Source organism: Fictibacillus phosphorivorans (genome assembly GCF_001619875.1).
Lineage (GTDB): Bacteria > Bacillota > Bacilli > Bacillales > Fictibacillaceae > Fictibacillus > Fictibacillus phosphorivorans_B.
In genome coordinates, this window is record NZ_LRFC01000023.1 from 77,616 (window position 1) to 100,295 (window position 22,680).

Sequence of the window (22,680 nt, forward strand, 5' to 3'; positions counted from 1 at the left end):
GTGTGATAAAGTTAAGAGAGAATGCTTATTTTATTGGGAAAAAACGCATTTGAAGGAGATTGTCATGAAGTATAAAAGTGTGTTTGATATTATTGGTCCCATTATGATTGGACCGTCTAGCTCGCATACAGCGGGCGCTGCAAGGATTGGAAGAGTAGCAAGAAGCCTGTTTGGAAGAAAGCCAAAATATGCAACGATTTCTTTTTATGGTTCTTTTGCAAAAACCTATAGAGGTCATGGGACAGATGTAGCGATCGTAGGTGGAATTCTAGATTATGACACTTTTGACACTAGGATTGTGGATGCGCTTACAATCGCGAAACAAGAAGGAATCCAAATAACGATGTCTGCGGAAGATGCAGTGACAGACCATCCGAATACAGCTCGGGTCATCATTGGTGATGAGAACGATAAGATTGAAGTCGTTGGTATTTCAATCGGTGGCGGAAAAATAGAGATTACCGAATTAAACGGTTTTGCTTTAAGATTGTCTGGAAATCATCCTGCTCTTTTAATTGTGCATAATGATAAATACGGAGCAATTGCAGGAGTTGCAAATATTTTAGCAAAACATGAAATCAATATAGGCCATATGGAAGTATCACGAAAAGAAAAAGGGAAAGAAGCATTGATGGTTATTGAGATTGATCAGAATGCAGATGAGATCATCATTAACGAATTAAGCTCTCTCCCAATCGTTCAACAAGTAGTAAAGATACACGATTAAGAGGTGGGAAAATGTTTCGTAATGTAGCTGAATTAATAGAATTAGCGGTATCAAAAAAATGTAAAATTTCTGAGATCATGATCCAGCAAGAAATGGATGTAACGGGCCGTTCAAGAGAAGAAGTTCTTGGATTTATGGATCGGAATTTAAAAGTTATGGAAGAAGCGGTATTGCGCGGTATTACAGAAGATGTGAGATCTCATTCTGGTTTAACTGGTGGAGACGGTAAACTTCTTCAAACGTATATTAAATCCGGTAAATCTCTTTCCGGTGAGCTCATGCTAGATGCCGTGAGTAAAGCGATGGCAACAAACGAAGTGAATGCAGCTATGGGTACGATCTGTGCAACACCGACAGCTGGATCTGCAGGTGTTGTTCCTGGTACTTTATTTGCACTGAAAGAAAAACTGAACCCGACGCGTGAACAAATGATCGAATATTTATTCGCAGCTGGTGCATTTGGTTTTGTTGTTGCAAACAATGCTTCCATTTCTGGAGCTGCAGGGGGATGCCAAGCAGAGGTAGGATCTGCTACAGGCATGGCAGCCGCTGCAATTGTTGAACTAGCCGGAGGTACACCCTCTCAATCTGCTGAAGCAATGGCTATCGCTTTAAAAAACATGCTAGGACTTGTGTGTGATCCCGTAGCAGGTCTTGTAGAAGTACCTTGCGTTAAGAGAAATGCAATGGGTGCAAGCAACGCGATCGTTGCTGCTGATATGGCACTTGCTGGTATCGTTAGCCGAATTCCATGTGACGAAGTTATCGATGCCATGTATAAAATTGGTCTAACGATGCCATCAGCTCTTAGAGAAACTGCACAAGGTGGTTTGGCTGCTACGCCGACAGGAAGAGAGCTCGAGGCAAAAATCTTTGGCATACCGCTAAACGAGAAGTAAGATGCTGACTCAATCCATTACAACCGTTACGGGAATAGGGGAAAAGAAAGCAGAAGAATTAGCGAGCATGGGTATTCATTCTGTGGAAGACCTTTTAGAATATTTACCTTATCGCTATGAAGATTATCAAAAGAAAGATTTAGCAGAGATTGCGCACGATGAAAAAGCAACGATCGAAGGGAAGGTTCATTCAGAACCTTCTCTGCGTTATTTTCCGAAGAAAAAATCAAGACTGTCTTTTCGAATGCTGATCGGTAAGTATTTAATTACGGCTACTATTTTTAACAGACCGTTCTTAAAGAATCAAATATCATTAGGTCAGACTTTAACAGTAACCGGAAAGTGGGATCGCAACAAAATGACGCTAACTGTTAGTGATGTGCATTTTGGCGCATTTTCAGATGACAGGAAAATTGAGCCTGTTTATTCAGTGAAAGGCTCGCTTTATGGAAAGACGATGCGTAAAATCATAGACCAAGCGTTTCGTCAATTTTCAGGAATGATAGAGGATCCGATCCCACAAGAGCTGCGAGATGCATACCGTCTGCCTGATAAAGAATCTGCTCTAAGAATGATGCACTTTCCTGAAAATTTTCAAGCTTTAAAAGCTGGAAGAAGAAGACTTGCTTATGAAGAGCTATTATTTTTTCAATTAAAAATGCAAATCTTTAGAAAATGGAACAGGCAGCAGTCAGAAGGAGCCTCTCTAAAGTTTAACAGAGAAGAAGTTGATGCATTCACTCGTTCTTTGCCTTTTCAGTTAACAGAGGCACAGCAAAGAGTAGTAGAAGAAATTTTAAGAGACTTATCAGACACGAGCCGCATGAACAGGCTTCTACAAGGAGATGTAGGTTCTGGAAAAACAGTTGTTGCTGCCATTGCTCTTTATGCAGCAGTAACAGCTAACAAACAAGGGGCATTGATGGTGCCAACAGAAATTCTCGCTGAACAGCATTTTCAATCGTTAAAGGAACTTTTTGCTCCTTTTGGAATCACAATCGCCCTTTTAACCTCTTCCGTAAAAGGAAAACTTCGCAAAGAAACCTTGAATGCTTTAAGTGAAGGTGAGATTCAGATCATGGTTGGCACACATGCTCTTATACAAGACGAAGTGAACTTCAAGAACTTGGGCCTTGTTATTACAGACGAACAACATCGTTTTGGAGTTAACCAAAGAAGGGTGCTGCGGGAAAAAGGAGAAAGCCCAGACGTGCTCTTTATGACCGCTACTCCAATTCCGAGAACACTTGCGATATCAGCTTTTGGTGATATGGATGTTTCGACGATTGATGTTATGCCAGCGGGAAGAAAACCGATCATCACCCATTGGGCTAAACACGGAATGTTAGACCGTGTTCTTGATTTTATAAAAAAAGAAATCGAGAACGGCAGGCAGGCATATGTTATTTGTCCATTAATAGAGGAATCTGAAAAAGTGGATGTTCAAAATGCAATAGATGTTCATGCACAATTAACCAGCTACTTCCAATCGTACGATGTTGGTTTGATGCACGGCAGGTTGCATCCAACAGAGAAAGATGAAGTGATGAGAAGATTTGCAGCGAATGTTTGCCAAGTTCTTGTTTCAACAACCGTTGTTGAAGTTGGAGTCAATGTCCCTAATGCTACTATAATGGTCATTTATGACGCAGAGAGATTTGGATTATCACAGCTTCATCAGTTAAGAGGCCGCGTAGGCCGGGGCAGCGAACAATCTTATTGTGTTCTTATCGCTGATCCGAAAACCGAAGAAGGAAAAGAGCGAATGAGGATTATGACCGAGACGACAAACGGGTTTGAACTCTCTGAGAAAGATTTAGAGCTTCGGGGACCAGGAGATTTCTTTGGAAATAAACAAAGTGGTGTTCCTAACTTTAAAGTAGCAGATCTTGTTCATGATTACCGCATTCTTGAAACGGCTCGGAATGATGCTGCAAGGCTAGTAAATACAAATAAATTCTGGAACGATGATACGTATAAGCCAATTAGAGAGATACTAACAAGACAAGGTGTACTTGATAAAGAAAGACTAGATTAATCTTGAAAGAAAAGAACTGATACTATATACTACTATTAGTACCAGCTCTTAATAGCAGAAAGATAATGATGCAGGTACGCGTTATGCGTTACCTGCTTTTCTACGCGCTGCATCTGGACACAACTATCTTTCTCATAAATGAGACCTTTGTATGGAAGAAGGAAATAGTTTATGAAAAAATCAAAAAAAGAGCGGCAAGAGCTGCTAAGAGAGACAATAAAAATAACGCCTTTTATTACAGATGAAGAATTGGCAGAGAAATTCAGCGTCAGTGTACAGACGATTAGGCTCGACCGCCTCGAGCTTTCTATTCCTGAACTTAGAGAAAGAATCAAGTCTGTTGCTGAAACAAAACTAGATGATGTTAAAGCTTTGCCGATTGAAGAGGTCATCGGAGAAATCATTGACCTTCAACTTGATGAATCAGCCATTTCAATATTGGACATTAAAGAAGAGCATGTATTCTCACGCAATAAGATTGCAAGAGGACATCATGTATTCGCTCAAGCCAATTCACTTGCTGTTGCGATCATTAATGATGAACTTGCTTTAACCGCAAAGGCAAATATTCGATTTTCTCGTACGGTTAGGGTTGGAGAAAGAATTATAGCCAAGGCTAGAGTAAGAGAAACAGGTTCCGAGAGAACCGTTGTAGAAGTAAACAGTTATGTAGAAAAAGAGCTTGTGTTTAACGGCGAATTTACGATGTACAGATCAACACAAGATACAAAGGAAGGAAGTTAATTCAGCATGAATATCGCGATAGATGCAATGGGTGGTGACAACGCACCTCAGGAGATTGTTAAGGGTGCCTTGCTTGCTGTTGAACAATACCCGGAGCTCTCCATCACACTAGTAGGAGACCAAGATCAGATTAAAAAGTTTTTGCCAGAGAATCATTCATTCAACATTATTCATACAGATGAAGTGATTGAAACATCTGAAGAACCTGTGCGTGCCGTTCGCCGCAAAAAGAATTCTTCCATGGTCCTCGCAGCAAATGAAGTGAAGACAGGTAAAGCGGATGCATATATCTCTGCTGGTAATACTGGGGCTTTAATGGCAAGCGGATTATTTTACGTTGGACGTATAAAAGGTATTGAAAGACCAGCGTTATCTCCTACGCTTCCTACATTGGATGGTAAAGGGTTTTTGTTCTTAGATGTAGGGGCTAATATGGATGCAAAACCAGAGCATCTTTTACAATATGCGCTGATGGGTTCGGTTTATTGGCAGCAAGTTAGAGGTGTTGAAAAGCCGAGAGTAGGTCTTTTAAACGTTGGAACAGAGAGCGAAAAAGGAAACGCATTAACGAAAGCGGCATACCCATTGCTGCAGGAAGCAGATATTAACTTTGTCGGAAATGTAGAATCAAGAGATTTATTAATGGGTGCAGCAGATGTAGTGGTATGCGATGGTTTTGCTGGAAATCTAGTACTTAAATCGATAGAAGGAACAGCGATCAGCATGTTTTCTATGATTAAAGAACAGCTTACATCAAGCCTGACATCTAAGCTTGCAGCAGGCGTCCTAAAACCAAAATTGCGCGGAATTAAAGATAAGCTGGATTATACAGAGTACGGCGGGGCAGGGCTATTTGGGCTAGCTGCGCCAGTTATCAAAGCTCATGGTTCTTCAAATGCCAATGCGGTATTGAATGCGATTAGACAAACAAAGAACATGGTAGAGAAGAACGTTGTAAGCACGATTCAAAATCATATACAATCCGTTGATCAAAAGGAGGAATAACGAATGGGTAAAATTGCCTTTCTATTTCCTGGACAAGGTTCTCAATTTGTAGGAATGGGAAAAGAGTTGATTCATCAAGAAACTTTAGCAAAGGCTATATTTGATCAAGCAGACGAAAAACTGGCTATGAACCTTTCAAAGATTATATTCGAAGGGCCAGAAGACGTTTTAAAGAAAACAGAAAACACACAGCCCGCATTATTAACGATTTCAACTGCTGTTCTAGAATTGTTAAAACAGCATGGGATTACTCCTGATTACGTTGCCGGACACAGTCTTGGTGAGTATTCGGCACTGGTTGCTGCAGGAAGTCTGTCTTTTGATGATGCTGTATATGCCGTACGAAACCGCGGTCTGTTCATGGAAGAAGCAGTGCCTGCAGGAGTAGGAACGATGGCTGCCGTCATTGGATTTGATCAAGAACGTTTAGAAGCCATTTCTGCTGAAGTATCAGCGGGAGAAGAAAGCGTACAAGTTGCCAACTTGAATTGCCCGGGACAGATTGTTATCTCTGGAACTGTTGGCGGGGTTGAAAAAGCGAGTGCTCTGGCAAAAGAAGAAGGAGCAAAAGTTATACCTCTTCAAGTAAGCGGACCTTTTCACTCATCACTCATGAAGCCTGCAGCTGAAAAGTACCAAGCTATTCTAAACGAGATTGACATTAAAGATGCCAAAACACCTGTAATCGCAAATGTAACTGCAAAACCTATTACATCTAAGGATGATATTAAACATAAGCTGATCGAACAGCTGTATTCACCTGTGAGATGGGAAGAAAGTATTCGAGAGCTAATGGATTTAGGTGTAGATACTTTTGTGGAAATAGGACCTGGAAAAGTATTGTCTGGATTAGTGAAGAAGGTTAATAGAAGAGCAAATGTGATTGCAGTTGGTGATTCGAAAACGATTCAGTCTGCTGTAGAAAAATTGAAAGGAGAATCTGCTGATGTTAGAAAATAAATCAGTATTAGTTACAGGTGCTTCTCGCGGTATCGGTCGCGCGATCGCCCTTTATTTTGCAAAAAGCGGAGCAAAAGTTGCTGTTAACTACTCTGGCAGTGAAGCAAAGGCAAACGAAGTAGTTGAAGAAATTAAAGCGAATGGCGGAACAGCTTTTGCTATTAAAGCTGATATCTCCTCCTCTGATGATGTAACAAACATGGTGAAGACAGTTGTCAGTGAATTTGGAAGTCTTGACGTACTTGTGAACAACGCAGGAATCACGAGAGATAATCTATTAATGAGAATGAAAGAAGAAGATTGGGATGCTGTTATTAATACAAACCTAAAAGGTGTATTCCTAACAACAAAAGCCGTTACAAGACAGATGATGAAACAAAGACAAGGACGCATCATCAACATTGCGTCAATCGTTGGAGTATCAGGTAACGCCGGACAAGCGAATTATGTTGCCGCAAAAGCAGGTGTAATCGGTCTTACAAAAACAGCAGCTAAAGAACTTTCTTCTAGAGGAATTACAGTCAATGCAATCGCTCCAGGTTTCATTGAGACAGATATGACTGGAAAATTAGAAGAAGGTATCAAGGAAGATATGTTAAGGAACATTCCGCTTGCACGTTTTGGACAGCCTGATGATATTGCTGCAGCTGCTGCATTTTTAGCAAGTGATGCTAGCTCTTACATTACTGGACAGACCCTTCATGTTGACGGCGGAATGGTGATGTAGATCCATAGGAAGATGTCTTTTAAAAGACTCTAAATCCCTCTAGTTTTTTAAAGGGAAAAAGCATATACTAATGAAAGGAGGTGACACACAAAATGGCAGACGTTTTAGATAGAGTTTCAAAGATTGTTGTGGACCGTTTAGGTGTTGACGCATCTGAGGTTAAACCTGAAGCTTCCTTTAAAGAAGATCTAGGTGCTGACTCTCTTGATGTAGTTGAATTAGTAATGGAACTTGAAGATGAGTTCGAATTAGAAATTTCTGATGAAGATGCTGAGAAAATTGCAACTGTTGGTGACGTTGTAAATTACATAAACAGCAAACAATAAGTGTATGACGGATAAAGTCCCGTGAAATATCAGCGGGGCTTTCTTCCCTTTTAAGAGCAAAACCAAAATAAAGCACAATAGCCCTTTTACGAGATTTTTTGGAGGAAGTTTATGAAAGGTTCAAAACAACATTCAACACAAAAGAAAACGGTTAAAAACCGGTTTAAATCCGCTTCCAAAAAGGGCATGGATGACAAGGTGCGCATTCAGAAAGTTGCCCCTGTTCAGGAGCGTTTAGGCATTAAATTTGAAAACGAAAAGCTGTTAGCACAAGCATTTACGCATTCATCATATGTGAATGAGCATCGAGGAAGAACATTCGAGGACAATGAAAGACTTGAATTTCTCGGTGACGCCGTTCTGGAATTGACCATCTCTCAATATCTATACAGCAAATTTACGAATATGAGCGAAGGGGAACTTACAAAATTAAGAGCAGCGATCGTTTGTGAGCCATCCTTAGTTCTGTTTGCAAATGACCTGCATTTCGGAGATTTTGTTTTGTTGGGAAAAGGTGAAGAGAATACTGGTGGAAGATCTAGGCCCGCTCTTTTAGCAGATGTATTTGAAGCATTTATTGGAGCGCTATACCTTGATCAAGGGCTCGATAAAGTAAAAGAGTTTTTAAATCAGTATGTGGTGCCCCGAATAAACGAAGGTGCTTTTTCTCATGTGATGGATTTTAAAAGCCAGTTACAAGAATATGTGCAGCGTGAAGGATTAGGTCATATCGATTATAGGATCATCCAGGAAAAAGGTCCGGCACATAACCGAGAGTTTGTATCTGAAGTTAGACTGAATGAAGCTAGTTTTGGAATAGGCTATGGAAGATCTAAAAAGGAAGCTGAACAGCACGCGGCACAGGAAGCCATTGAGAAAGTTGCTAAAAAAAGCTAAACAAAACCCCCTTTAAATTGGCTGTTTTGCCGTTTAAGGGGGGTTCTGTTATTTTGTTTTAAGCGATGCGAGTTCTTCTACGATGCCTTCCATGTCTCGAATGCTGAAGGATGGCATCTTCATTACCATGTCATATAGTTCTTTAATATCATCGTACTTTGATAACTCATAGTCTTCTGGCTGAATAAGGCCACTGTTAACAAGCTGCAGTTTCTTTTTTAATCCTTCAATCATAAATGATAAGTTCTCGTGATTATGAGTAGTCAAGTCCATGAATGGGGCTCCTTTTTATACACTAATTTCATGCGAGATTTAAATCGATCACATGATCTGTTTCTAAACACACTTCATTTTAGCACACTGCAATCTTTGTGACTATGCGAGAGTGAATCTATGATAAAATATACAGGTTAGAGTAATGAAATACATATATTTTTAAAACTAGAACACTGGAAAAATAAATTCGGTAAACATAAAGCTGGAATAAAGGGGGATTTAAAGATGTTCCTCAAAAGAATTGATGTAGCAGGATTTAAATCATTTGCAGAGCGGGTCCAAGTTGAATTTGTACAAGGAGTTACGGCTGTAGTCGGTCCGAATGGAAGCGGTAAAAGCAACATTTCAGATGCTGTGCGCTGGGTTCTTGGTGAGCAGTCTGCTAAATCACTGCGCGGTTCTAAAATGGAAGATATCATCTTCGCAGGAAGTGATAATCGCAAAGCCTTAAATGTAGCAGAAGTGACACTTACATTGGATAACGAAGATCAGCATCTGCCGCTTGATTATAACGAAATATCTATAACAAGAAGAGTGTTCCGTTCAGGTGACAGTGAATACTTAATTAATAAGCAACAGTGTCGTTTAAAGGATATTGTTGAGCTGTTTATGGATTCGGGGTTAGGAAGAGAAGCGTTCTCTATAATCGGACAAGGGCGAGTAGAAGAAATTTTAAGCAGCAAGTCTGATGAGCGAAGAAAGATTTTTGAGGAAGCGGCGGGTGTATTAAAGTATAAGACCCGCAAGCAAAAAGCAGAGGCTAAACTTTCAGAAACGCAGGAGAATCTGAATCGTGTTGAAGATATACTTCATGAACTGGAGACCCAAGTTGAACCTCTAAAAATCCAAGCATCGATTGCAAGGGATTATCTAGACAAAAAAGAAGAGCTCGAAGTAGTAGAAACAGCTGTTCTTGTACAAGAAATTGAGGATCTCCATTTTCGATGGGAGAAACAAAAGACGCTAGTAGCCGAATTGCAAAAGCAGGAAGCTGACCTATCGGTAAAAGTAAAACAAGGTGAAACGACAATTGAACGAGCAAGACTGAACATGCAAGTGATGGATGAGTCTATAGACGAATTGCAAGGTGCACTTCTTCTAGCTAGTGAAACATTAGAAAAGCTTGAAGGGAAAAAAGAAGTTTTAAAAGAACGCAAAAAAAATTATGATCAAAATAAAACTTCACTCTTAGAACAAATCCAGCAGTTAAAGAGCAAGAAGGAAGAATTAAAAACGCAGCTGGTTGCTGAAAATGAAACATTGCAGATGAAAGAAAAAGAGCTGAAGAACGTTAAAAAGCAAGTGAAAGATGAAGAAAGCCGATTATCTGTCTTAGAAATGGATGTTGAAGCTGAGCTTGAAAAACTAAAGAGTGATTATTTCGAGCGTCTAAATGAACAAACTACGATTAAAAACGAGATGCGTTATATTGAAGATCAGGCAAAACTACAGAGTTTCAAAAGCAACCGTCTCGATGAGGAAAACACAAAATTTTTAGAGCAAAGAGAAGAACTGAAGGAAACAAAACAAAAAGCAAAAGCAGCATACAAAAAAGCAGAAGTTGATCTGAAAGCAAAACAAGAAGAATATCAATCATTAAAATCAGAAATCTCAGCAGAAGATCAAGAGAACCGTGGCCTTCAAGAGAAATTGTATCAAGCTTATCAATATATCCAACAGTTTAAATCTAAAAAAGAGATGCTTGAATCTATGCAAGAAGAGTACGCTGGATTTATGCAAGGCGTTAAGGAAGTGCTGAAAGCAAAACAAACCAAATTAACCGGAATTGAAGGGGCAGTGGCTGAACTATTAACTGTGCCGTCTGAGGTCGAAACGGCAATTGAAACAGCATTAGGCGCTTCCATGCAGCATATTGTTGTGGATCACGAACAGAATGCGATGAAAGCTATTCAATACTTAAAACAAACTAGAGCAGGAAGAGCTACATTTCTGCCTTTGAATGTTATAAAAAGCCGTTATGTCTCAAGTGGTGATGTACAGCAAGCTAGTTCTGTAGATTCATTTGTAGGTATTGCATCAAACCTTGTTCAATTTGACCCAAAGTATAAAAATATTGTTACTAACCTATTAGGAAACATTATTATTTCGAAAGACTTATCGGGTGCGAACGCAATTGCTAAACAGGTGAACTACCGCTATCGAATTGTAACACTTGAGGGTGATGTCGTTTCTCCAGGAGGGTCGATGTCTGGAGGAAGCTTAAAACAAAAAAGCAGTTCGTTATTAAGCAGACAAAGAGAAGTAGATGCCCTTACCGAAAAAATTGCAACGATGGAAAAACAGACGCTGCAGTTAGAAGAAAAAGTATCTACTCTGCGAAATGAAATTTTAGTAAAAAAAGCAAGGCTTGAAACACTTCAAACTGAAGGAGAGCATTTAAGAGGACAAGAGCAAGAGCTCAAGTCTTCACTAAGAGAAGTAGAAATTCAGGAAAAAAGCTTAAATGACAGACTTCAGTTATATGACCGTGAAAAACATTCATATGAATCAGAAAAAGCTGCTGCTGATACCAGGATTTCTGATCTTCAAAGGAAACTTGATGCGGCTTTAAAATCCGGAATAGAACTGGAGAAAACAATTGCAGACTTAACTGAGAAAAAGAAGAGTAATCAGAGCTCAAAAGAAGAATTAAGAGAAGCACTGACATTATTAAAAATTAAAGCAGCCGAACTGGAACAGCAAGTTGCGAACCAAAGAGAAAAAAGCTCACGGATACAAGAAGAGTTTCAGAATGTTGAAAGCCGGGGCAAGGAAACAGAAGAAGATTATTGGCTTCTTGAAGAGGAAATGAATTCCAGTTCATCTGGGGAAGATTCACTTGATGAACAAATTCAACAAAGAAGGCATGAAAAAAATAACGCTGTTAAGCTAATCGCTGAGAGAAGAAAAGAGCGAACAGAATCATTCCAAGCCATCGAAAGTATGGAAATCGGATTGAAAGAAGCAAAGCGGCAGTATAAACAATTAAGCGACGGACTAAGAACGGAAGAAGTCAGCATAAACAGGCTTGATGTTGAGTTAGAATCCAGACTCACTCATCTTCGGGAAGAATATGAGCTTTCCTATGAAGGGGCAAAACAAAAACACCGGCTGGAAATTCCGTTAGAAGAAGCAAAACGAAAAGTTAAATTAATTAAAATGGCCATTGAAGAGCTTGGTGTAGTAAACATTGGAGCGATCGAAGAATACGACAGAGTGAGCCAGCGTTTTGATTTTCTTACAGAACAAAGGAATGATTTAACGGAAGCGAAGGATACACTGTATGGAGTGATCTCTGAAATGGATATAGAGATGAAGAACCGTTTTGAAGAAACATTCACTAGTATACGTTCACACTTCGGGGTCATTTTTAAAGAGTTGTTTGGTGGTGGGCGTGCTGATTTAATGTTAACACAGCCAGATGATATGCTTGCCACAGGTGTTGATATCATGGCACAGCCACCAGGCAAAAAGCTGCAGCAATTAGGACTTCTCTCTGGTGGGGAACGTGCCTTAACAGCAATTGCATTGTTATTCGCAATTCTTAAAGTAAGGCCAGTACCTTTCTGTATTTTAGATGAAGTTGAGGCAGCACTTGATGATGCTAACGTAAACCGTTTTGCCAAATTCTTGCGTGCATTTAGCAAAGAAACGCAATTTATTGTTGTAACTCATCGTAAAGGTACAATGGAAGAAGCAGATGTTCTATACGGAGTGACAATGCAAGAATCGGGTGTATCGAAACTTGTTTCAGTAAGACTTGAAGAAACTAAAGAACTTGTAACATCATAGGAGGAAAATGATTGTGAGTTTTTTGAAACGTTTAAAAGAGAAATTTTCAAACCAGCAGGCAGATGAATCATCAGAGAAATTTAAAAGCGGACTTGAAAAAACAAGAAATTCTTTTTCATTTAAAGTAAATGATCTTCTAAAAAGATTTAGAAAAGTGGATGAAGAGTTTTTCGAGGAACTAGAAGAAATCTTGATTGGGGCAGATGTTGGGGTACATACTGTTCTAGATATCATCGATGAACTTAAAGATATCGCCCGCACGCGTAATATACAAAATCCGATGGAGCTGCGTTCAGCGATTTCTGAAAAATTAGCTGAAATGCTTCAAAAAGATGAGGGTGACAATAAACTTAACCTGCAAACAGATGGAATGACGGTCATCTTATTTGTTGGTGTTAATGGTGTTGGAAAGACGACAACAATCGGAAAACTGGCTCATCAGCTCAAAAGTGATGGTAAGAAAGTGATTTTAGCAGCAGGAGACACATTCCGTGCAGGTGCGATTGATCAGTTAGAAGTATGGGGAGAACGTGCTGGTGTTGATGTGATCAAACATCATGAAGGGGCAGATCCAGCAGCCGTGATCTATGATAGCATCCAAGCAGCAAAGTCCCGTAAAGCTGATGTTCTGCTATGCGATACTGCTGGAAGACTGCAAAATAAAGTGAATTTAATGAACGAACTCTCAAAAGTAAAACGTGTAATCGAGCGTGAAATACCCGGTGCGCCGCACGAAGTACTATTAGTCGTTGATGCAACTACAGGACAGAACGCGATGAACCAGGCGAAAACATTTGGTCAATCAACAGATGTAACCGGTTTGGTACTAACAAAACTTGATGGAACGGCAAAGGGCGGTATCGTGTTAGCAATCCGTCACGAACTTGATATACCTGTAAAGTTTGTAGGACTTGGTGAAAAAATCGATGATCTTCAAGAGTTTGACGCGGATCAGTTTGTTTATGGATTATTTGCAGGAACCGAAGAGGAAGAAGCAGAGTAAAATCTGCTTTTTTTTGTTATGTGGGTAGTTGCAGGTAGGATGATCACACAAAAAAATCGAATTAACACATAAAAAATCGAGACTATCACATAAAAAAACAAGACAATCACATAAAGAAACAAGACCATCACATAAAAATCAAGACAATCACATAAAAACAGGTGGCCACCTTCATATATTTTTTCTTGTCCTCTGCCTATGAGATACCAGCGCTATGTTAAGAAAAAAACTTGACATCTAAATGCATGGGTTGTATAGTATTCACGTAAAGGCATTTCACTTAACAAGGGTTGTGAAAAAATGCTCGATAAAACAATGAGAATTAATTATCTATTTGATTTTTACCAATCATTATTAACCCCTAAACAGATGAACTACATGGGTTTATACTATTTGGACGATTATTCTCTCGGTGAAATTGCTGAACAATATAATGTCAGCCGCCAGGCCGTTTATGATAATATTAAACGGACAGAGGCGATGCTGGAAGAATATGAAGAAAAGTTAGGGCTTTTTGCAAAGTTTCAGGAACGTGAACAGTTGCTGTCATCTTTAAGAGAGCTTCTGAAATCTGAACCTGATAACGTAATTGCAATTATCGATCGCCTTGAAAATATGGAATAGGAGGCGTTCAGTGAGATGGCATTTGAAGGTTTAGCCGACCGTCTTCAGAATACTTTACAAAAAATTCGTGGAAAAGGGAAAGTAAACGAAGCAGATGTAAAGGAAATGATGAGGGAAGTACGCCTTGCGCTTCTTGAGGCGGACGTTAACTTTAAAGTAGTAAAAGATTTTGTGAAAAAAGTATCTGAACGTGCAGTTGGCCAGGAAGTTTTAAAAAGCCTGACGCCTGGACAGCAAGTCGTTAAGGTTGTTAATGATGAACTGACGACACTCATGGGCGGGGAACAAAGCAAGATTGCAGTTTCCAATCGTCCTCCTACCGTTATTATGATGGTTGGACTTCAGGGTGCAGGTAAAACAACGACAACAGGAAAGCTTGCCAATCATTTACGTAAAAAGCAGAATCGTAAACCGCTACTGGCTGCAGCTGATATTTACCGTCCTGCTGCGATCAAGCAATTAGAAACAGTAGGTAAACAGTTGGATATACCTGTGTTTCAGATGGGTGACCAAGTCAGTCCTGTCAAAATTGCTGAATCAGCCATCGCAAAAGCAAAAGAGGAACATCACGATTATGTCATTATTGATACAGCAGGGCGCTTGCATATTGATGAAACACTGATGGATGAATTAAAACAGGTTAAAGAAACAGCAAAACCTGATGAGATCTTCCTAGTTGTTGATGCAATGACAGGTCAAGACGCCGTGAATGTAGCTCAAAGTTTTAATGATGCGCTTGGGATCACAGGTGTGGTCTTAACCAAATTGGATGGAGATACACGCGGTGGTGCTGCACTATCCATTAAAGCTGTGACGGGTCTTCCGATTAAATTTGTGGGTCTAGGAGAAAAGATGGATGCTCTAGAAGCATTTCATCCCGATCGTATGGCATCACGAATTTTAGGAATGGGTGACATGCTGACTCTTATCGAAAAGGCTCAGTCTTCAGTAGATGAAGAGAAAGCCCGCGATCTTCAGAAGAAGATGCGTGATATGTCATTTACGTTTGATGATTTTCTCGATCAGATGGGACAAGTTAGAAATCTTGGTCCATTGGATGAAATACTTGGCATGCTTCCAGGTGCGAACAAAATGAAAGGCCTTAAAAACGTTCAGATTGATGAAAAACAAATCGGTCACGTTGAAGCCATCATTCGTTCGATGACTCTTCATGAAAGAGAGCAGCCTGAAATTATTAATGCCAGCCGTAAGCGCCGAATCGCTAAAGGAAGCGGACGCACGGTACAAGAAGTAAACCGCCTGATCAAACAATTCGAGGACATGAAAAAAATGATGAAACAAATGTCCGGAATGATGAATGGCAAAAAGAAAAAAGGTGGATTCAAATTCCCTTTTATGTAAACTGAATTTTCAGGTTTACAAACCTGTCAATTTATACTATTATATTATTTTGTGTGAACTATTTTCGGAGGTGCAAGTTATAATGGCAGTAAAAATTCGTTTAAAGCGTATGGGTGCTAAGAAAACTCCTTTTTATCGTGTAGTAGTAGCAGATTCTCGTTCTCCTCGTGATGGACGTTTCATCGAAGAGATCGGAACTTACAACCCAGTTGCTAACCCAGCTGAAGTTAAAATTAACGAAGAAAAAGCTCTTGAGTGGATGACTAACGGTGCGAAGCCATCTGACACAGTTCGTAACCTATTCTCAAAAGCTGGTCTTATGGAGAAATTCCATAACGCTAAAAACCAAAAATAATTTTGACGAAGGGGAACTGATATGACAGAGTTGATCGAATCGATTGTGAAGGCTCTAGTTGATCACCCAGAGGAAGTTAGCGTCAAAGAGGTTCAAGAAGGACACCGCCTTGTTTATCAATTATCTGTAAACCAGACTGACATGGGGAAAGTGATTGGAAAACAAGGAAGAGTGGCTAAAGCGATTCGTACGGTTGTGAATGCAGCCGGTACAAATCAAAATAAAAGGATTTCAATCGAAATCGTTTAGAAAAAAGGATGAGGGCAACCTCTTCCTTTTTTTCTTTTATCAAGATGCCTTTTTAGCAAACTGTGTTGCACTTGGATGTAGTTGATTTCCGTTACAGGTGCTCGCTTTCCGCGGGGCAGGCGGTGAGCCACATTCGTACGTTTCACGTATAAGTGTCTCACCTGCCCGCCTGTCCCGCAGGAGTCTCACACCTTGCACTCCAATCAACTTTGCAATGATGGACAAAAAAATTCTGAAGTACCAATCTTTTGGATGAGACCCTAATTAAAAAGTATACATATCGTGTTTTATGCTAAAATTTAGACTAGGCAGTAATGTGGATGAATTTGTACGAAGGTAGGTTTATCGTTATGGATAATAAGTGGCTTAATGTAGGCAAGATTGTAAATACACATGGTATTAGGGGAGAAGTTCGCGTAATCTCTAGAACTGATTTTCCAGAAGAACGTTACAAGATTGGAAATACTTTATACGTTGATCTAGGAACTGAGCATGTACCGGTAACGATTGAAACGCATAGAAAGCATAAGCAGTTTGATCTTTTGACGTTTGAGAATCTGCATAACATAAATGATGTAGAGCGTTTTAAAGGAAACCTTCTTAGAGTGCCTAAAGACCAAGCTGTTTCTTTAGATGAAGGTGAATTTTTTTACCATGACATTATAGGCTGTTCCGTTTTCACAGTTGGCGGCGAGGAGCTTGGGAAAGTGAAGGAAATCTTATCGCCTGGCGCAAACGATGTCTGGGTTGTTAAGAGAAAAGGATTTGGATCAGATATTCTAATTCCGTATATCCCATCTGTTGTAAAAACAGTTGATATTGAGGAAGCAAAGATCATTATTGAACCAATGGAAGGGTTATTCTAATGAAGATTGATGTTCTGAGCCTTTTCCCTGATATGTTTTCAGGTGTTTTCGGGCAGTCCATCCTAAAAAAAGCTCAAGAAAAAAGTGCTGTGAAGTTTCAGGTTATCGATTTTCGGGAGTATTCAACAAACAAGCATAGAAATGTCGATGATTACCCTTATGGTGGAGGAGCTGGAATGGTATTGACTCCTCAGCCATTATTTGATGCTGTCGAACAGTTAACAAGTCAATCGGAAGCAAAACCAAGAATCATTTTGCTTTGTCCACAAGGAGAGCGTTTCTCTCAAAGTAAAGCAGAAGAGCTTGCTGAAGAAGAACATCTCATTTTTCTGTGCGGGCATTATGAAGGTTATGATGAACGTGTGAGAGAGTATTTGGTAACAGATGAGATTTCGATAGGTGATTACGTATTAACCGGCGGAGAGCTAGGGGCAATGGTTGTTATTGATGCTGTTACGAGGCTGCTTCCTGGTGTGCTGGGGAAAGAAGAGTCCCATCTTCAAGACTCATTTAGTACGGGTCTATTAGAACACCCTCAATACACAAGACCGGCTGATTTTAGAGGAATGAAGGTACCTGATGTTCTTTTATCAGGCAACCACAAAAATATTGAGGATTGGCGCCGAAAAGAGTCTTTAAAAAGGACATACAACAGGCGGCCAGACCTTTTAGAAAACAAGGCACTCTCAAAAGAAGATGAAAAATGGCTTCAAGAGATAAAAGATAATAAAACAACTTGAACACTGTTTGAGTTATATGGTATTATATTGTTTGTGGCTTATGCCCGTTTAATCCGGTGTTCCGCTGCTTTATTTATATTAGCAAGAACATCCATGGGAAGGGAGGCAATAAACTATGCAACAGCTTATTGCAGATCTAGCGAAAGATCAATTAAAATCAGATTTACCAAAATTCCGTTCAGGTGACACTGTTCGTGTACACGTGAAAGTAATCGAGGGTACTCGTGAGCGTATCCAGCTTTTTGAAGGTGTAGTTATCAAGAAGCGTGGATCTGGGATTTCTGAAACGTTTACTGTTCGTAAAATTTCTTATGGTGTAGGAGTGGAGCGTGCGTTCCCATTACATTCACCTAAGATTGCGAACCTTGAAGTAGTTCGTCGTGGTAAAGTTCGCCGTGCGAAGCTATACTACCTACGTGCACTTCGTGGTAAAGCAGCTCGTATTAAAGAAATTCGCTAATAATTCTCGAAAGGAGCTTGACTTATTCAAGCTCCTTTTTCCATATTATAAGTAAAGGAATTTCTACAGATGGTGAGGATTAAGAATGGCTCGTACAAAAAACGAAACGTGGGAATGGATTAAAGCATTAGCGGCAGCCCTATTATTAGCAGGAATCATCAGGTTTTTTCTATTTGCACCAGTGGTGGTCGATGGACAGTCCATGATGCCCAATCTGCATGATGGAGACCGTTTGATTGTTAGTAAATTTACTTATATCATTGGCGATCCACAAAGATTTGATATTGTAGTCTTCCATGCTACAGAAGAAAAAGATTACATAAAACGAGTTATCGGTTTACCTGGAGACACGGTCGAGTACAAAAACGATACACTCTATGTAAATGGTAAAAAAGTAAAAGAAGAATACTTAGAAGCGTATAAAAAGAAAACAAAAGACGGAAACTTCACTTATGATTTCACGTTGCTTGAGGTAACTGGCAAGCAAAAAGTACCTCAAGGTCAATTATTTGTATTAGGTGATAATCGCCGTAACTCCAGTGATAGCCGAAATATCGGAACAGTGGATGAAGATAAGATTTTAGGTAAAGCAACATTCCGTTTCTGGCCGTTATCGGATATTGGATTTGTAAAGTAGGGTGAGAAAAAATGACCATTCAATGGTTTCCTGGACATATGGCCAAAGCGCGCCGGGAGATAACTGAAAAACTTAAAATGATTGATGTGGTATTTGAGCTAGTAGATGCTCGAATACCTCTTGCATCTCGAAATCCTATGATTGATGAAATACTTGGGCAAAAGCCGCGTATCGTTCTTTTAAATAAAGCAGATTTGGCTGACTCGAAAGTAACGTCAATGTGGGAGAGTTATTTTTCTAATAAAGGTATTCCATCTCTTGCGATTAACTCGAAGGATGGAAAAGGAATTAAATCAATCGAGCCGTTAGCTCATGAACTCGTCAAGGATAAGTTTGATAAGATGAGAGCAAAAGGCATTGTTAAACCAAGAGCAGTAAGAGCTTTGATCGTTGGGATACCGAATGTAGGAAAATCAACGATCATCAACCGCATGGCTGGAAAGAATATTGCTGTAACAGGCGACAAGCCTGGCGTAACAAAAAAGCAACAGTGGATAAAAGCAGGAAAGACATTAGAATTATTAGACACCCCTGGGATATTATGGCCGAAATTTGAGGACCAAACAATTGGCTTGAAATTAGCGGTAACGGGTGCGATCAAAGAAACGCTTTTTGATTTTACTGAAGTGGTATTATTTGCTATCAAGTATTTAAAAGAGCATTACGAAGAGCGTCTTGTTGAGCGTTACAAATTGTCCGACATACCTGAAGACTCAATGGTTCTATTTGAGGAAATTGGCAAGAAACGTGGCTGTATGATGAGCGGCGGAGAAGTAGATCTTGAAAAGACAGCAGAAATCGTTCTGCGAGATCTTCGTGCAGAAAAATTAGGGCGTTTATCTTATGAACGGCCTGATAATGTATAATCATATAGAAGAGTATAAACAGGCGCTGTTTTCTTAAGTGCCTGTTTTCTTTAAGTTGAACGGTTGTAGTGCTTTGTTGCTTATGAAAGTAGTTGATCTCCGTTTCAGATGCTCGCTTTCCGCGGGGCAGGCGGTGAGCCACATTCGTACGTTTCACTCTTAAGTGTCTCACCTGTCTAGTTGCAATGAAGATTGTACGAAAAAAGACCCAAAAACAACAATTAAAAAGAGAATAGCCTATTTTATCGCTATAATTGATAAATAACAGCTATCTTCCTGGGATTACATAACCTAATCCTAAAAAGAAACACAATATAGTCGATACAAAATACATAAAGAGTGTGAAGAATATGAGATTATCTATAAAAGAATGGGAACAAAAATTAAAAAACAGTAAGCAAGATGACATACCCGGAATGCTGCAGGTGCTTTCTGAAGATGAAAGACATGGTGCAAAAAAAATAGTTGAAACCTATACAAAGCGCTTGGCACAAGCTGAAACAGAACAAAAAAGATTAGAAGTTATGTCTAACTATGAAACCGAATGCTATCAACAGGGCAAGAACTTAATTGCAGGGGTAGATGAAGTCGGGCGTGGTCCATTGGCTGGCCCTGTAGTTGCTGCAGCTGTGATCTTACCTAAAGGCTATAAACTGATAGGAGTTAATGACTCCAAAAAGCTATCAGAGAAAAAGAGAGACGTACTTTACGATCAGATTGTAAGAGATGCAATCTCATTCAGTGTCTTTTTAGTTCAACCTGAAAAAATCGATGATATTAATATTTATCAAGCCTCTAAGTTTGCTATGACTGAGGCGGTTAGTTCGCTAGACGTGAAACCTGATCAGTTGCTGATCGATGCGATGGAGGTACCTTTAGCAATCGATCAGTTAAAAATTATTAAAGGCGACGAAAAAAGCATTTCGATTGCAGCTGCATCTATCGTTGCAAAAGTTACGAGAGACCGATATATGATGAAGCTGGATGAGCAATACCCAGAGTATGGTTTTAAATCAAATATGGGTTATGGGACAAAGGAACATTTAGAAGCTCTTAGAAAATTCGGCCCAACAAGTATTCATCGAAAATCATTCAGTCCGGTAGGAGAACTTATCCAAATTACAGGAAGTGATTAACCTGTTACAACTAAACACGATTATAAGTCAGCATTTTCAAACGATAAGGGCAGCGGAAGGCTCTCTCTCATTAAAAATGAATCAACTGCTAACAGCTAGGATTTTAGAGATATTCCCTGATCAAACGGCTACAATTCTGTACAATGGAGCAACAATGCATGCCAAATTAGAGGCTCCGCTCACAAAAGGGATTGAATATGTATTTGAAGTGGCAGAACAAAATGGGAACATTGTCTTGAAGAAGATTGATTCTGATCCAGTGAAATCAACATCAGAACAGATCTTACATAAATGGAATCTTACTGCGTCTGATAGTAACAAAAAGGCTGTAGATTTTTCCTTGCTCGAAAAAATACCACTTACAAAGGAAAATATAAAAATCGTTGCAGAGATTCTAAAACAGACAATTGCGCTGCCGCTGCAGGATAAAAAAGCTATAGTTCACCGAATGTTAGAGCTTCAGCTACCAGCAAGACCTGAATCTATTCAAGCGGTATCACAAAGTTTCAAAATGAGTTCAGCTTTTGAAGAAATGAAATTGCTTTATGATGCGTTAATGAATTATAGCCACAAAGACAAAGTGATTTCGAAGACAGTTGATACTATAAGAAATATGTATGGATTTGAAAGTGAAGAACTTCAGTCCAAACCATCAATACCTTTAGAAAATCAGCAAAAACCTTCATTGAAGACTGTGACGGAATCATTAATACAAAACAAGATAACTTCATCTAATCTGAAGGAGGACGAAATAAATTCGGTTATAAAAGATGAATCACCAAATTTTTCTTCTCCTGGCAATAAATCCGAACCTATTCTGAATTCATCTGAATTAAAGCGTAATCCGTCTCAGGAGTTTATCCAAGCAGTAGAAAAATGGCTTCAGAAATCAGGTTTATTGCATGAAAAAAATATTCTTATAGATCCTGAACAAGTTAAACTAGGAGAAACGGTAAAGTCCCAACTTCTTTATCTTCAGCGACATGCAGATTCTTTAAATCTGCCTGAAAATGTTTTGCAGAAGGTCGAACAAGCTGTAGCTAAACTAACGAGTCAGCAGCTTCAAAATATACAGATTACCGAAAATCTACAGCAGTATATCCTGCATATTCCCTTTGGTCTGAACAATAACCCTAAAGAGATGAAGATCACATGGGAAGGAAAAAAACAGAATGGGAAAGCGATGGATCCTGCTCATTGCAGAATGCTATTTTGGCTGGAAATGCAGAATCTAAATGAAATTGCTGTAGATGTGCAGATTCAAAACAGAATTTTGTCTGTAAAAGTATATAACGATCACCCATCGCTTGAGAAACTTTCAGCACCATTCTTGTCCTCTTTAAAAAATCGTATGAAAGAAATGAATTATACCTTATCTTCTGTTACTTTTGTTCAGCAGCAAAAAAAGATGACATCAGCTGAAAAGCCTAACTTTTATAAAGGATTGGATTTGCGCGTATGAACGAACACAAAAAAGAAGCCGTCGCTTTAAAGTATAATCCTGAAGAATCAAGTTCTCCTATTATAATTGCAAAAGGAAAAGGTGAAACAGCAGATCGAATTGTTCAAAGAGCGTCAGATTACAACATTCCCATTCAGGAAGATCCTTCCCTAGTCCATTTATTATCTAAATTGGACATCGATCAGAGTATTCCTGAAGAGTTGTTTGAAGTTGTTGCAGAACTCTTTGCTTTTATCTATCAATTGGATAAAGAAGCGAAAAAAACTACATAATTATAGTTGTTAAAGGGCATTGCTAACATAAAAGGAGTGTGTACAATGCCAAGAAATAAATTAGTTGTGAAACAATCCGAACAGCTTGTCAACCAATTTAAAGAAGAGATGGCTGAAGAGTTTGGTTTATATCGCCCTGCAGTAGAAAAAGAGACCATTACACCTAAAATTATCAAAGAACATCAAAATGAAAAAAACAAATGAATAAATGCATGGAAATCCTTGTTTCGAAGAGATAGAAAACACTAAAATCAAGC

25 protein-coding genes are annotated in these 22,680 nt (G+C 39.3%); 24 read left to right on the top strand and 1 reads right to left on the bottom strand.

Annotated elements, in window-relative coordinates; genetic code table 11:
• Window positions 1-64 precede the first annotated feature (64 nt).
• The 9 genes from sdaAB to rnc all read left to right on the top strand — a co-directional run bounded on the left by sdaAB (window position 65) and on the right by rnc (window position 8,323).
• Window positions 65-727, top strand: a complete 663-nt coding sequence (sdaAB, locus tag AWM68_RS09900; RefSeq protein ID WP_066240682.1) for an L-serine ammonia-lyase, iron-sulfur-dependent subunit beta — start codon at window positions 65-67, stop codon at window positions 725-727.
• An 11-nt stretch (window positions 728-738) separates the two neighbouring features.
• The gene (gene sdaAA / locus AWM68_RS09905) at window positions 739-1,626 is read left to right on the top strand and encodes an L-serine ammonia-lyase, iron-sulfur-dependent, subunit alpha (RefSeq protein WP_066240685.1); all 888 of its coding nucleotides are present in this window, start codon (window positions 739-741) and stop codon (window positions 1,624-1,626) included.
• A gap of 1 nt (window position 1,627) precedes the next feature.
• Window positions 1,628-3,664 carry an ATP-dependent DNA helicase RecG gene (gene recG / locus AWM68_RS09910; RefSeq protein ID WP_066240687.1) on the top strand — a complete coding sequence of 679 codons (2,037 nt, stop codon included), beginning with the start codon at window positions 1,628-1,630 and terminating at the stop codon, window positions 3,662-3,664.
• Between the two features lie 171 nt (window positions 3,665-3,835).
• Window positions 3,836-4,408: a transcription factor FapR gene (gene fapR, locus AWM68_RS09915; protein WP_066240691.1), complete on the top strand. Its 573-nt coding sequence runs from the start codon at window positions 3,836-3,838 to the stop codon at window positions 4,406-4,408.
• Window positions 4,409-4,414: 6 nt separating this feature from the next.
• Window positions 4,415-5,413 carry a phosphate acyltransferase PlsX gene (gene plsX / locus AWM68_RS09920; protein WP_066240692.1) on the top strand — a complete coding sequence of 333 codons (999 nt, stop codon included), beginning with the start codon at window positions 4,415-4,417 and terminating at the stop codon, window positions 5,411-5,413.
• A 3-nt stretch (window positions 5,414-5,416) separates the two neighbouring features.
• Window positions 5,417-6,373, top strand: a complete 957-nt coding sequence (fabD, locus tag AWM68_RS09925) for an ACP S-malonyltransferase (RefSeq protein WP_066240695.1) — start codon at window positions 5,417-5,419, stop codon at window positions 6,371-6,373.
• Window positions 6,360-7,100, top strand: a complete 741-nt coding sequence (gene fabG / locus AWM68_RS09930; protein ID WP_066240698.1) for a 3-oxoacyl-[acyl-carrier-protein] reductase — start codon at window positions 6,360-6,362, stop codon at window positions 7,098-7,100. The genes fabD and fabG overlap by 14 nt, the downstream gene beginning before the upstream one ends.
• A gap of 92 nt (window positions 7,101-7,192) precedes the next feature.
• Window positions 7,193-7,426 carry an acyl carrier protein gene (gene acpP, locus AWM68_RS09935; RefSeq protein WP_066240701.1) on the top strand — a complete coding sequence of 78 codons (234 nt, stop codon included), beginning with the start codon at window positions 7,193-7,195 and terminating at the stop codon, window positions 7,424-7,426.
• 186 nt (window positions 7,427-7,612) lie between these two features.
• Window positions 7,613-8,323: a ribonuclease III gene (rnc, locus tag AWM68_RS09940; RefSeq protein ID WP_066242418.1), complete on the top strand. Its 711-nt coding sequence runs from the start codon at window positions 7,613-7,615 to the stop codon at window positions 8,321-8,323.
• 48 nt (window positions 8,324-8,371) lie between these two features.
• Here rnc and AWM68_RS09945 read toward each other — a convergent pair whose 3' ends face one another.
• Window positions 8,372-8,596 carry a DUF1128 domain-containing protein gene (locus AWM68_RS09945; RefSeq protein ID WP_066240704.1) on the bottom strand — a complete coding sequence of 75 codons (225 nt, stop codon included), beginning with the start codon at window positions 8,594-8,596 and terminating at the stop codon, window positions 8,372-8,374.
• 228 nt (window positions 8,597-8,824) lie between these two features.
• Here AWM68_RS09945 and smc point away from each other — a divergent pair, with 228 nt between their 5' ends.
• From smc to AWM68_RS21420, 15 genes are all read left to right on the top strand, one after another.
• Window positions 8,825-12,391 carry a chromosome segregation protein SMC gene (gene smc, locus AWM68_RS09950; protein WP_066240708.1) on the top strand — a complete coding sequence of 1,189 codons (3,567 nt, stop codon included), beginning with the start codon at window positions 8,825-8,827 and terminating at the stop codon, window positions 12,389-12,391.
• Window positions 12,392-12,404: 13 nt separating this feature from the next.
• Window positions 12,405-13,394: a signal recognition particle-docking protein FtsY gene (ftsY, locus tag AWM68_RS09955; protein ID WP_066240710.1), complete on the top strand. Its 990-nt coding sequence runs from the start codon at window positions 12,405-12,407 to the stop codon at window positions 13,392-13,394.
• Between the two features lie 300 nt (window positions 13,395-13,694).
• Complete coding sequence (locus AWM68_RS09960; RefSeq protein WP_066240713.1) at window positions 13,695-14,018, top strand: putative DNA-binding protein; 324 nt, start codon at window positions 13,695-13,697, stop codon at window positions 14,016-14,018.
• A 15-nt stretch (window positions 14,019-14,033) separates the two neighbouring features.
• Window positions 14,034-15,380, top strand: coding sequence for a signal recognition particle protein (gene ffh, locus AWM68_RS09965; protein WP_066240716.1), 1,347 nt, complete (start codon window positions 14,034-14,036; stop codon window positions 15,378-15,380).
• 82 nt (window positions 15,381-15,462) lie between these two features.
• Window positions 15,463-15,735: a 30S ribosomal protein S16 gene (gene rpsP, locus AWM68_RS09970; protein WP_066240719.1), complete on the top strand. Its 273-nt coding sequence runs from the start codon at window positions 15,463-15,465 to the stop codon at window positions 15,733-15,735.
• Window positions 15,736-15,756: 21 nt separating this feature from the next.
• The gene (locus tag AWM68_RS09975) at window positions 15,757-15,984 is read left to right on the top strand and encodes a KH domain-containing protein (protein ID WP_066240722.1); all 228 of its coding nucleotides are present in this window, start codon (window positions 15,757-15,759) and stop codon (window positions 15,982-15,984) included.
• A 350-nt stretch (window positions 15,985-16,334) separates the two neighbouring features.
• A complete protein-coding gene (gene rimM / locus AWM68_RS09980) occupies window positions 16,335-16,850 on the top strand; it encodes a ribosome maturation factor RimM (RefSeq protein WP_066240725.1) in 516 nt (171 codons plus the stop codon).
• The gene (gene trmD / locus AWM68_RS09985) at window positions 16,850-17,590 is read left to right on the top strand and encodes a tRNA (guanosine(37)-N1)-methyltransferase TrmD (RefSeq protein ID WP_066240728.1); all 741 of its coding nucleotides are present in this window, start codon (window positions 16,850-16,852) and stop codon (window positions 17,588-17,590) included. Before rimM ends, trmD begins: the two co-directional genes overlap by 1 nt.
• A 115-nt stretch (window positions 17,591-17,705) precedes the next feature.
• On the top strand, window positions 17,706-18,050 hold the full coding sequence (rplS, locus tag AWM68_RS09990; RefSeq protein ID WP_066240730.1) for a 50S ribosomal protein L19: 345 nt from the start codon (window positions 17,706-17,708) through the stop codon (window positions 18,048-18,050).
• A gap of 85 nt (window positions 18,051-18,135) precedes the next feature.
• Window positions 18,136-18,687 carry a signal peptidase I gene (gene lepB / locus AWM68_RS09995; protein ID WP_066240731.1) on the top strand — a complete coding sequence of 184 codons (552 nt, stop codon included), beginning with the start codon at window positions 18,136-18,138 and terminating at the stop codon, window positions 18,685-18,687.
• Window positions 18,688-18,698: 11 nt separating this feature from the next.
• Entirely contained in the window at window positions 18,699-19,553 is an 855-nt protein-coding gene (gene ylqF / locus AWM68_RS10000; RefSeq protein ID WP_066240733.1) for a ribosome biogenesis GTPase YlqF, read from the top strand.
• 350 nt (window positions 19,554-19,903) lie between these two features.
• Entirely contained in the window at window positions 19,904-20,689 is a 786-nt protein-coding gene (locus tag AWM68_RS10005) for a ribonuclease HII (protein WP_066240735.1), read from the top strand.
• Window positions 20,690-20,843: 154 nt separating this feature from the next.
• Window positions 20,844-22,151 carry a hypothetical protein gene (locus AWM68_RS10010; RefSeq protein WP_197468160.1) on the top strand — a complete coding sequence of 436 codons (1,308 nt, stop codon included), beginning with the start codon at window positions 20,844-20,846 and terminating at the stop codon, window positions 22,149-22,151.
• Complete coding sequence (locus AWM68_RS10015) at window positions 22,148-22,423, top strand: EscU/YscU/HrcU family type III secretion system export apparatus switch protein (protein ID WP_066240741.1); 276 nt, start codon at window positions 22,148-22,150, stop codon at window positions 22,421-22,423. The genes AWM68_RS10010 and AWM68_RS10015 overlap by 4 nt, the downstream gene beginning before the upstream one ends.
• Before the next feature lie 45 nt (window positions 22,424-22,468).
• Window positions 22,469-22,627, top strand: coding sequence for a small, acid-soluble spore protein, alpha/beta type (locus AWM68_RS21420; protein WP_156488376.1), 159 nt, complete (start codon window positions 22,469-22,471; stop codon window positions 22,625-22,627).
• The last annotated feature ends 53 nt before the right edge of the window (window positions 22,628-22,680 follow it).

Excerpts from the sequence above, each read along its gene's own strand:
- sdaAB (WP_066240682.1), top strand. The coding sequence starts at position 65 with ATGAAGTATAAAAGTGTGTTTGATATTATTGGTCCCATTATGATTGGA.
- sdaAA (WP_066240685.1), top strand. The coding sequence starts at position 739 with ATGTTTCGTAATGTAGCTGAATTAATAGAATTAGCGGTATCAAAAAAA.
- recG (WP_066240687.1), top strand. The coding sequence starts at position 1,628 with ATGCTGACTCAATCCATTACAACCGTTACGGGAATAGGGGAAAAGAAA.
- fapR (WP_066240691.1), top strand. The coding sequence starts at position 3,836 with ATGAAAAAATCAAAAAAAGAGCGGCAAGAGCTGCTAAGAGAGACAATA.
- plsX (WP_066240692.1), top strand. The coding sequence starts at position 4,415 with ATGAATATCGCGATAGATGCAATGGGTGGTGACAACGCACCTCAGGAG.
- fabD (WP_066240695.1), top strand. The coding sequence starts at position 5,417 with ATGGGTAAAATTGCCTTTCTATTTCCTGGACAAGGTTCTCAATTTGTA.
- fabG (WP_066240698.1), top strand. The coding sequence starts at position 6,360 with ATGTTAGAAAATAAATCAGTATTAGTTACAGGTGCTTCTCGCGGTATC.
- acpP (WP_066240701.1), top strand. The coding sequence starts at position 7,193 with ATGGCAGACGTTTTAGATAGAGTTTCAAAGATTGTTGTGGACCGTTTA.
- rnc (WP_066242418.1), top strand. The coding sequence starts at position 7,613 with ATGGATGACAAGGTGCGCATTCAGAAAGTTGCCCCTGTTCAGGAGCGT.
- AWM68_RS09945 (WP_066240704.1), bottom strand. The coding sequence starts at position 8,596 with ATGGACTTGACTACTCATAATCACGAGAACTTATCATTTATGATTGAA.
- smc (WP_066240708.1), top strand. The coding sequence starts at position 8,825 with ATGTTCCTCAAAAGAATTGATGTAGCAGGATTTAAATCATTTGCAGAG.
- AWM68_RS09960 (WP_066240713.1), top strand. The coding sequence starts at position 13,695 with ATGCTCGATAAAACAATGAGAATTAATTATCTATTTGATTTTTACCAA.
- ffh (WP_066240716.1), top strand. The coding sequence starts at position 14,034 with ATGGCATTTGAAGGTTTAGCCGACCGTCTTCAGAATACTTTACAAAAA.
- rpsP (WP_066240719.1), top strand. The coding sequence starts at position 15,463 with ATGGCAGTAAAAATTCGTTTAAAGCGTATGGGTGCTAAGAAAACTCCT.
- AWM68_RS09975 (WP_066240722.1), top strand. The coding sequence starts at position 15,757 with ATGACAGAGTTGATCGAATCGATTGTGAAGGCTCTAGTTGATCACCCA.
- rimM (WP_066240725.1), top strand. The coding sequence starts at position 16,335 with ATGGATAATAAGTGGCTTAATGTAGGCAAGATTGTAAATACACATGGT.
- trmD (WP_066240728.1), top strand. The coding sequence starts at position 16,850 with ATGAAGATTGATGTTCTGAGCCTTTTCCCTGATATGTTTTCAGGTGTT.
- rplS (WP_066240730.1), top strand. The coding sequence starts at position 17,706 with ATGCAACAGCTTATTGCAGATCTAGCGAAAGATCAATTAAAATCAGAT.
- lepB (WP_066240731.1), top strand. The coding sequence starts at position 18,136 with ATGGCTCGTACAAAAAACGAAACGTGGGAATGGATTAAAGCATTAGCG.
- ylqF (WP_066240733.1), top strand. The coding sequence starts at position 18,699 with ATGACCATTCAATGGTTTCCTGGACATATGGCCAAAGCGCGCCGGGAG.
- AWM68_RS10005 (WP_066240735.1), top strand. The coding sequence starts at position 19,904 with ATGAGATTATCTATAAAAGAATGGGAACAAAAATTAAAAAACAGTAAG.
- AWM68_RS10010 (WP_197468160.1), top strand. The coding sequence starts at position 20,844 with ATGCATGCCAAATTAGAGGCTCCGCTCACAAAAGGGATTGAATATGTA.
- AWM68_RS10015 (WP_066240741.1), top strand. The coding sequence starts at position 22,148 with ATGAACGAACACAAAAAAGAAGCCGTCGCTTTAAAGTATAATCCTGAA.
- AWM68_RS21420 (WP_156488376.1), top strand. The coding sequence starts at position 22,469 with ATGCCAAGAAATAAATTAGTTGTGAAACAATCCGAACAGCTTGTCAAC.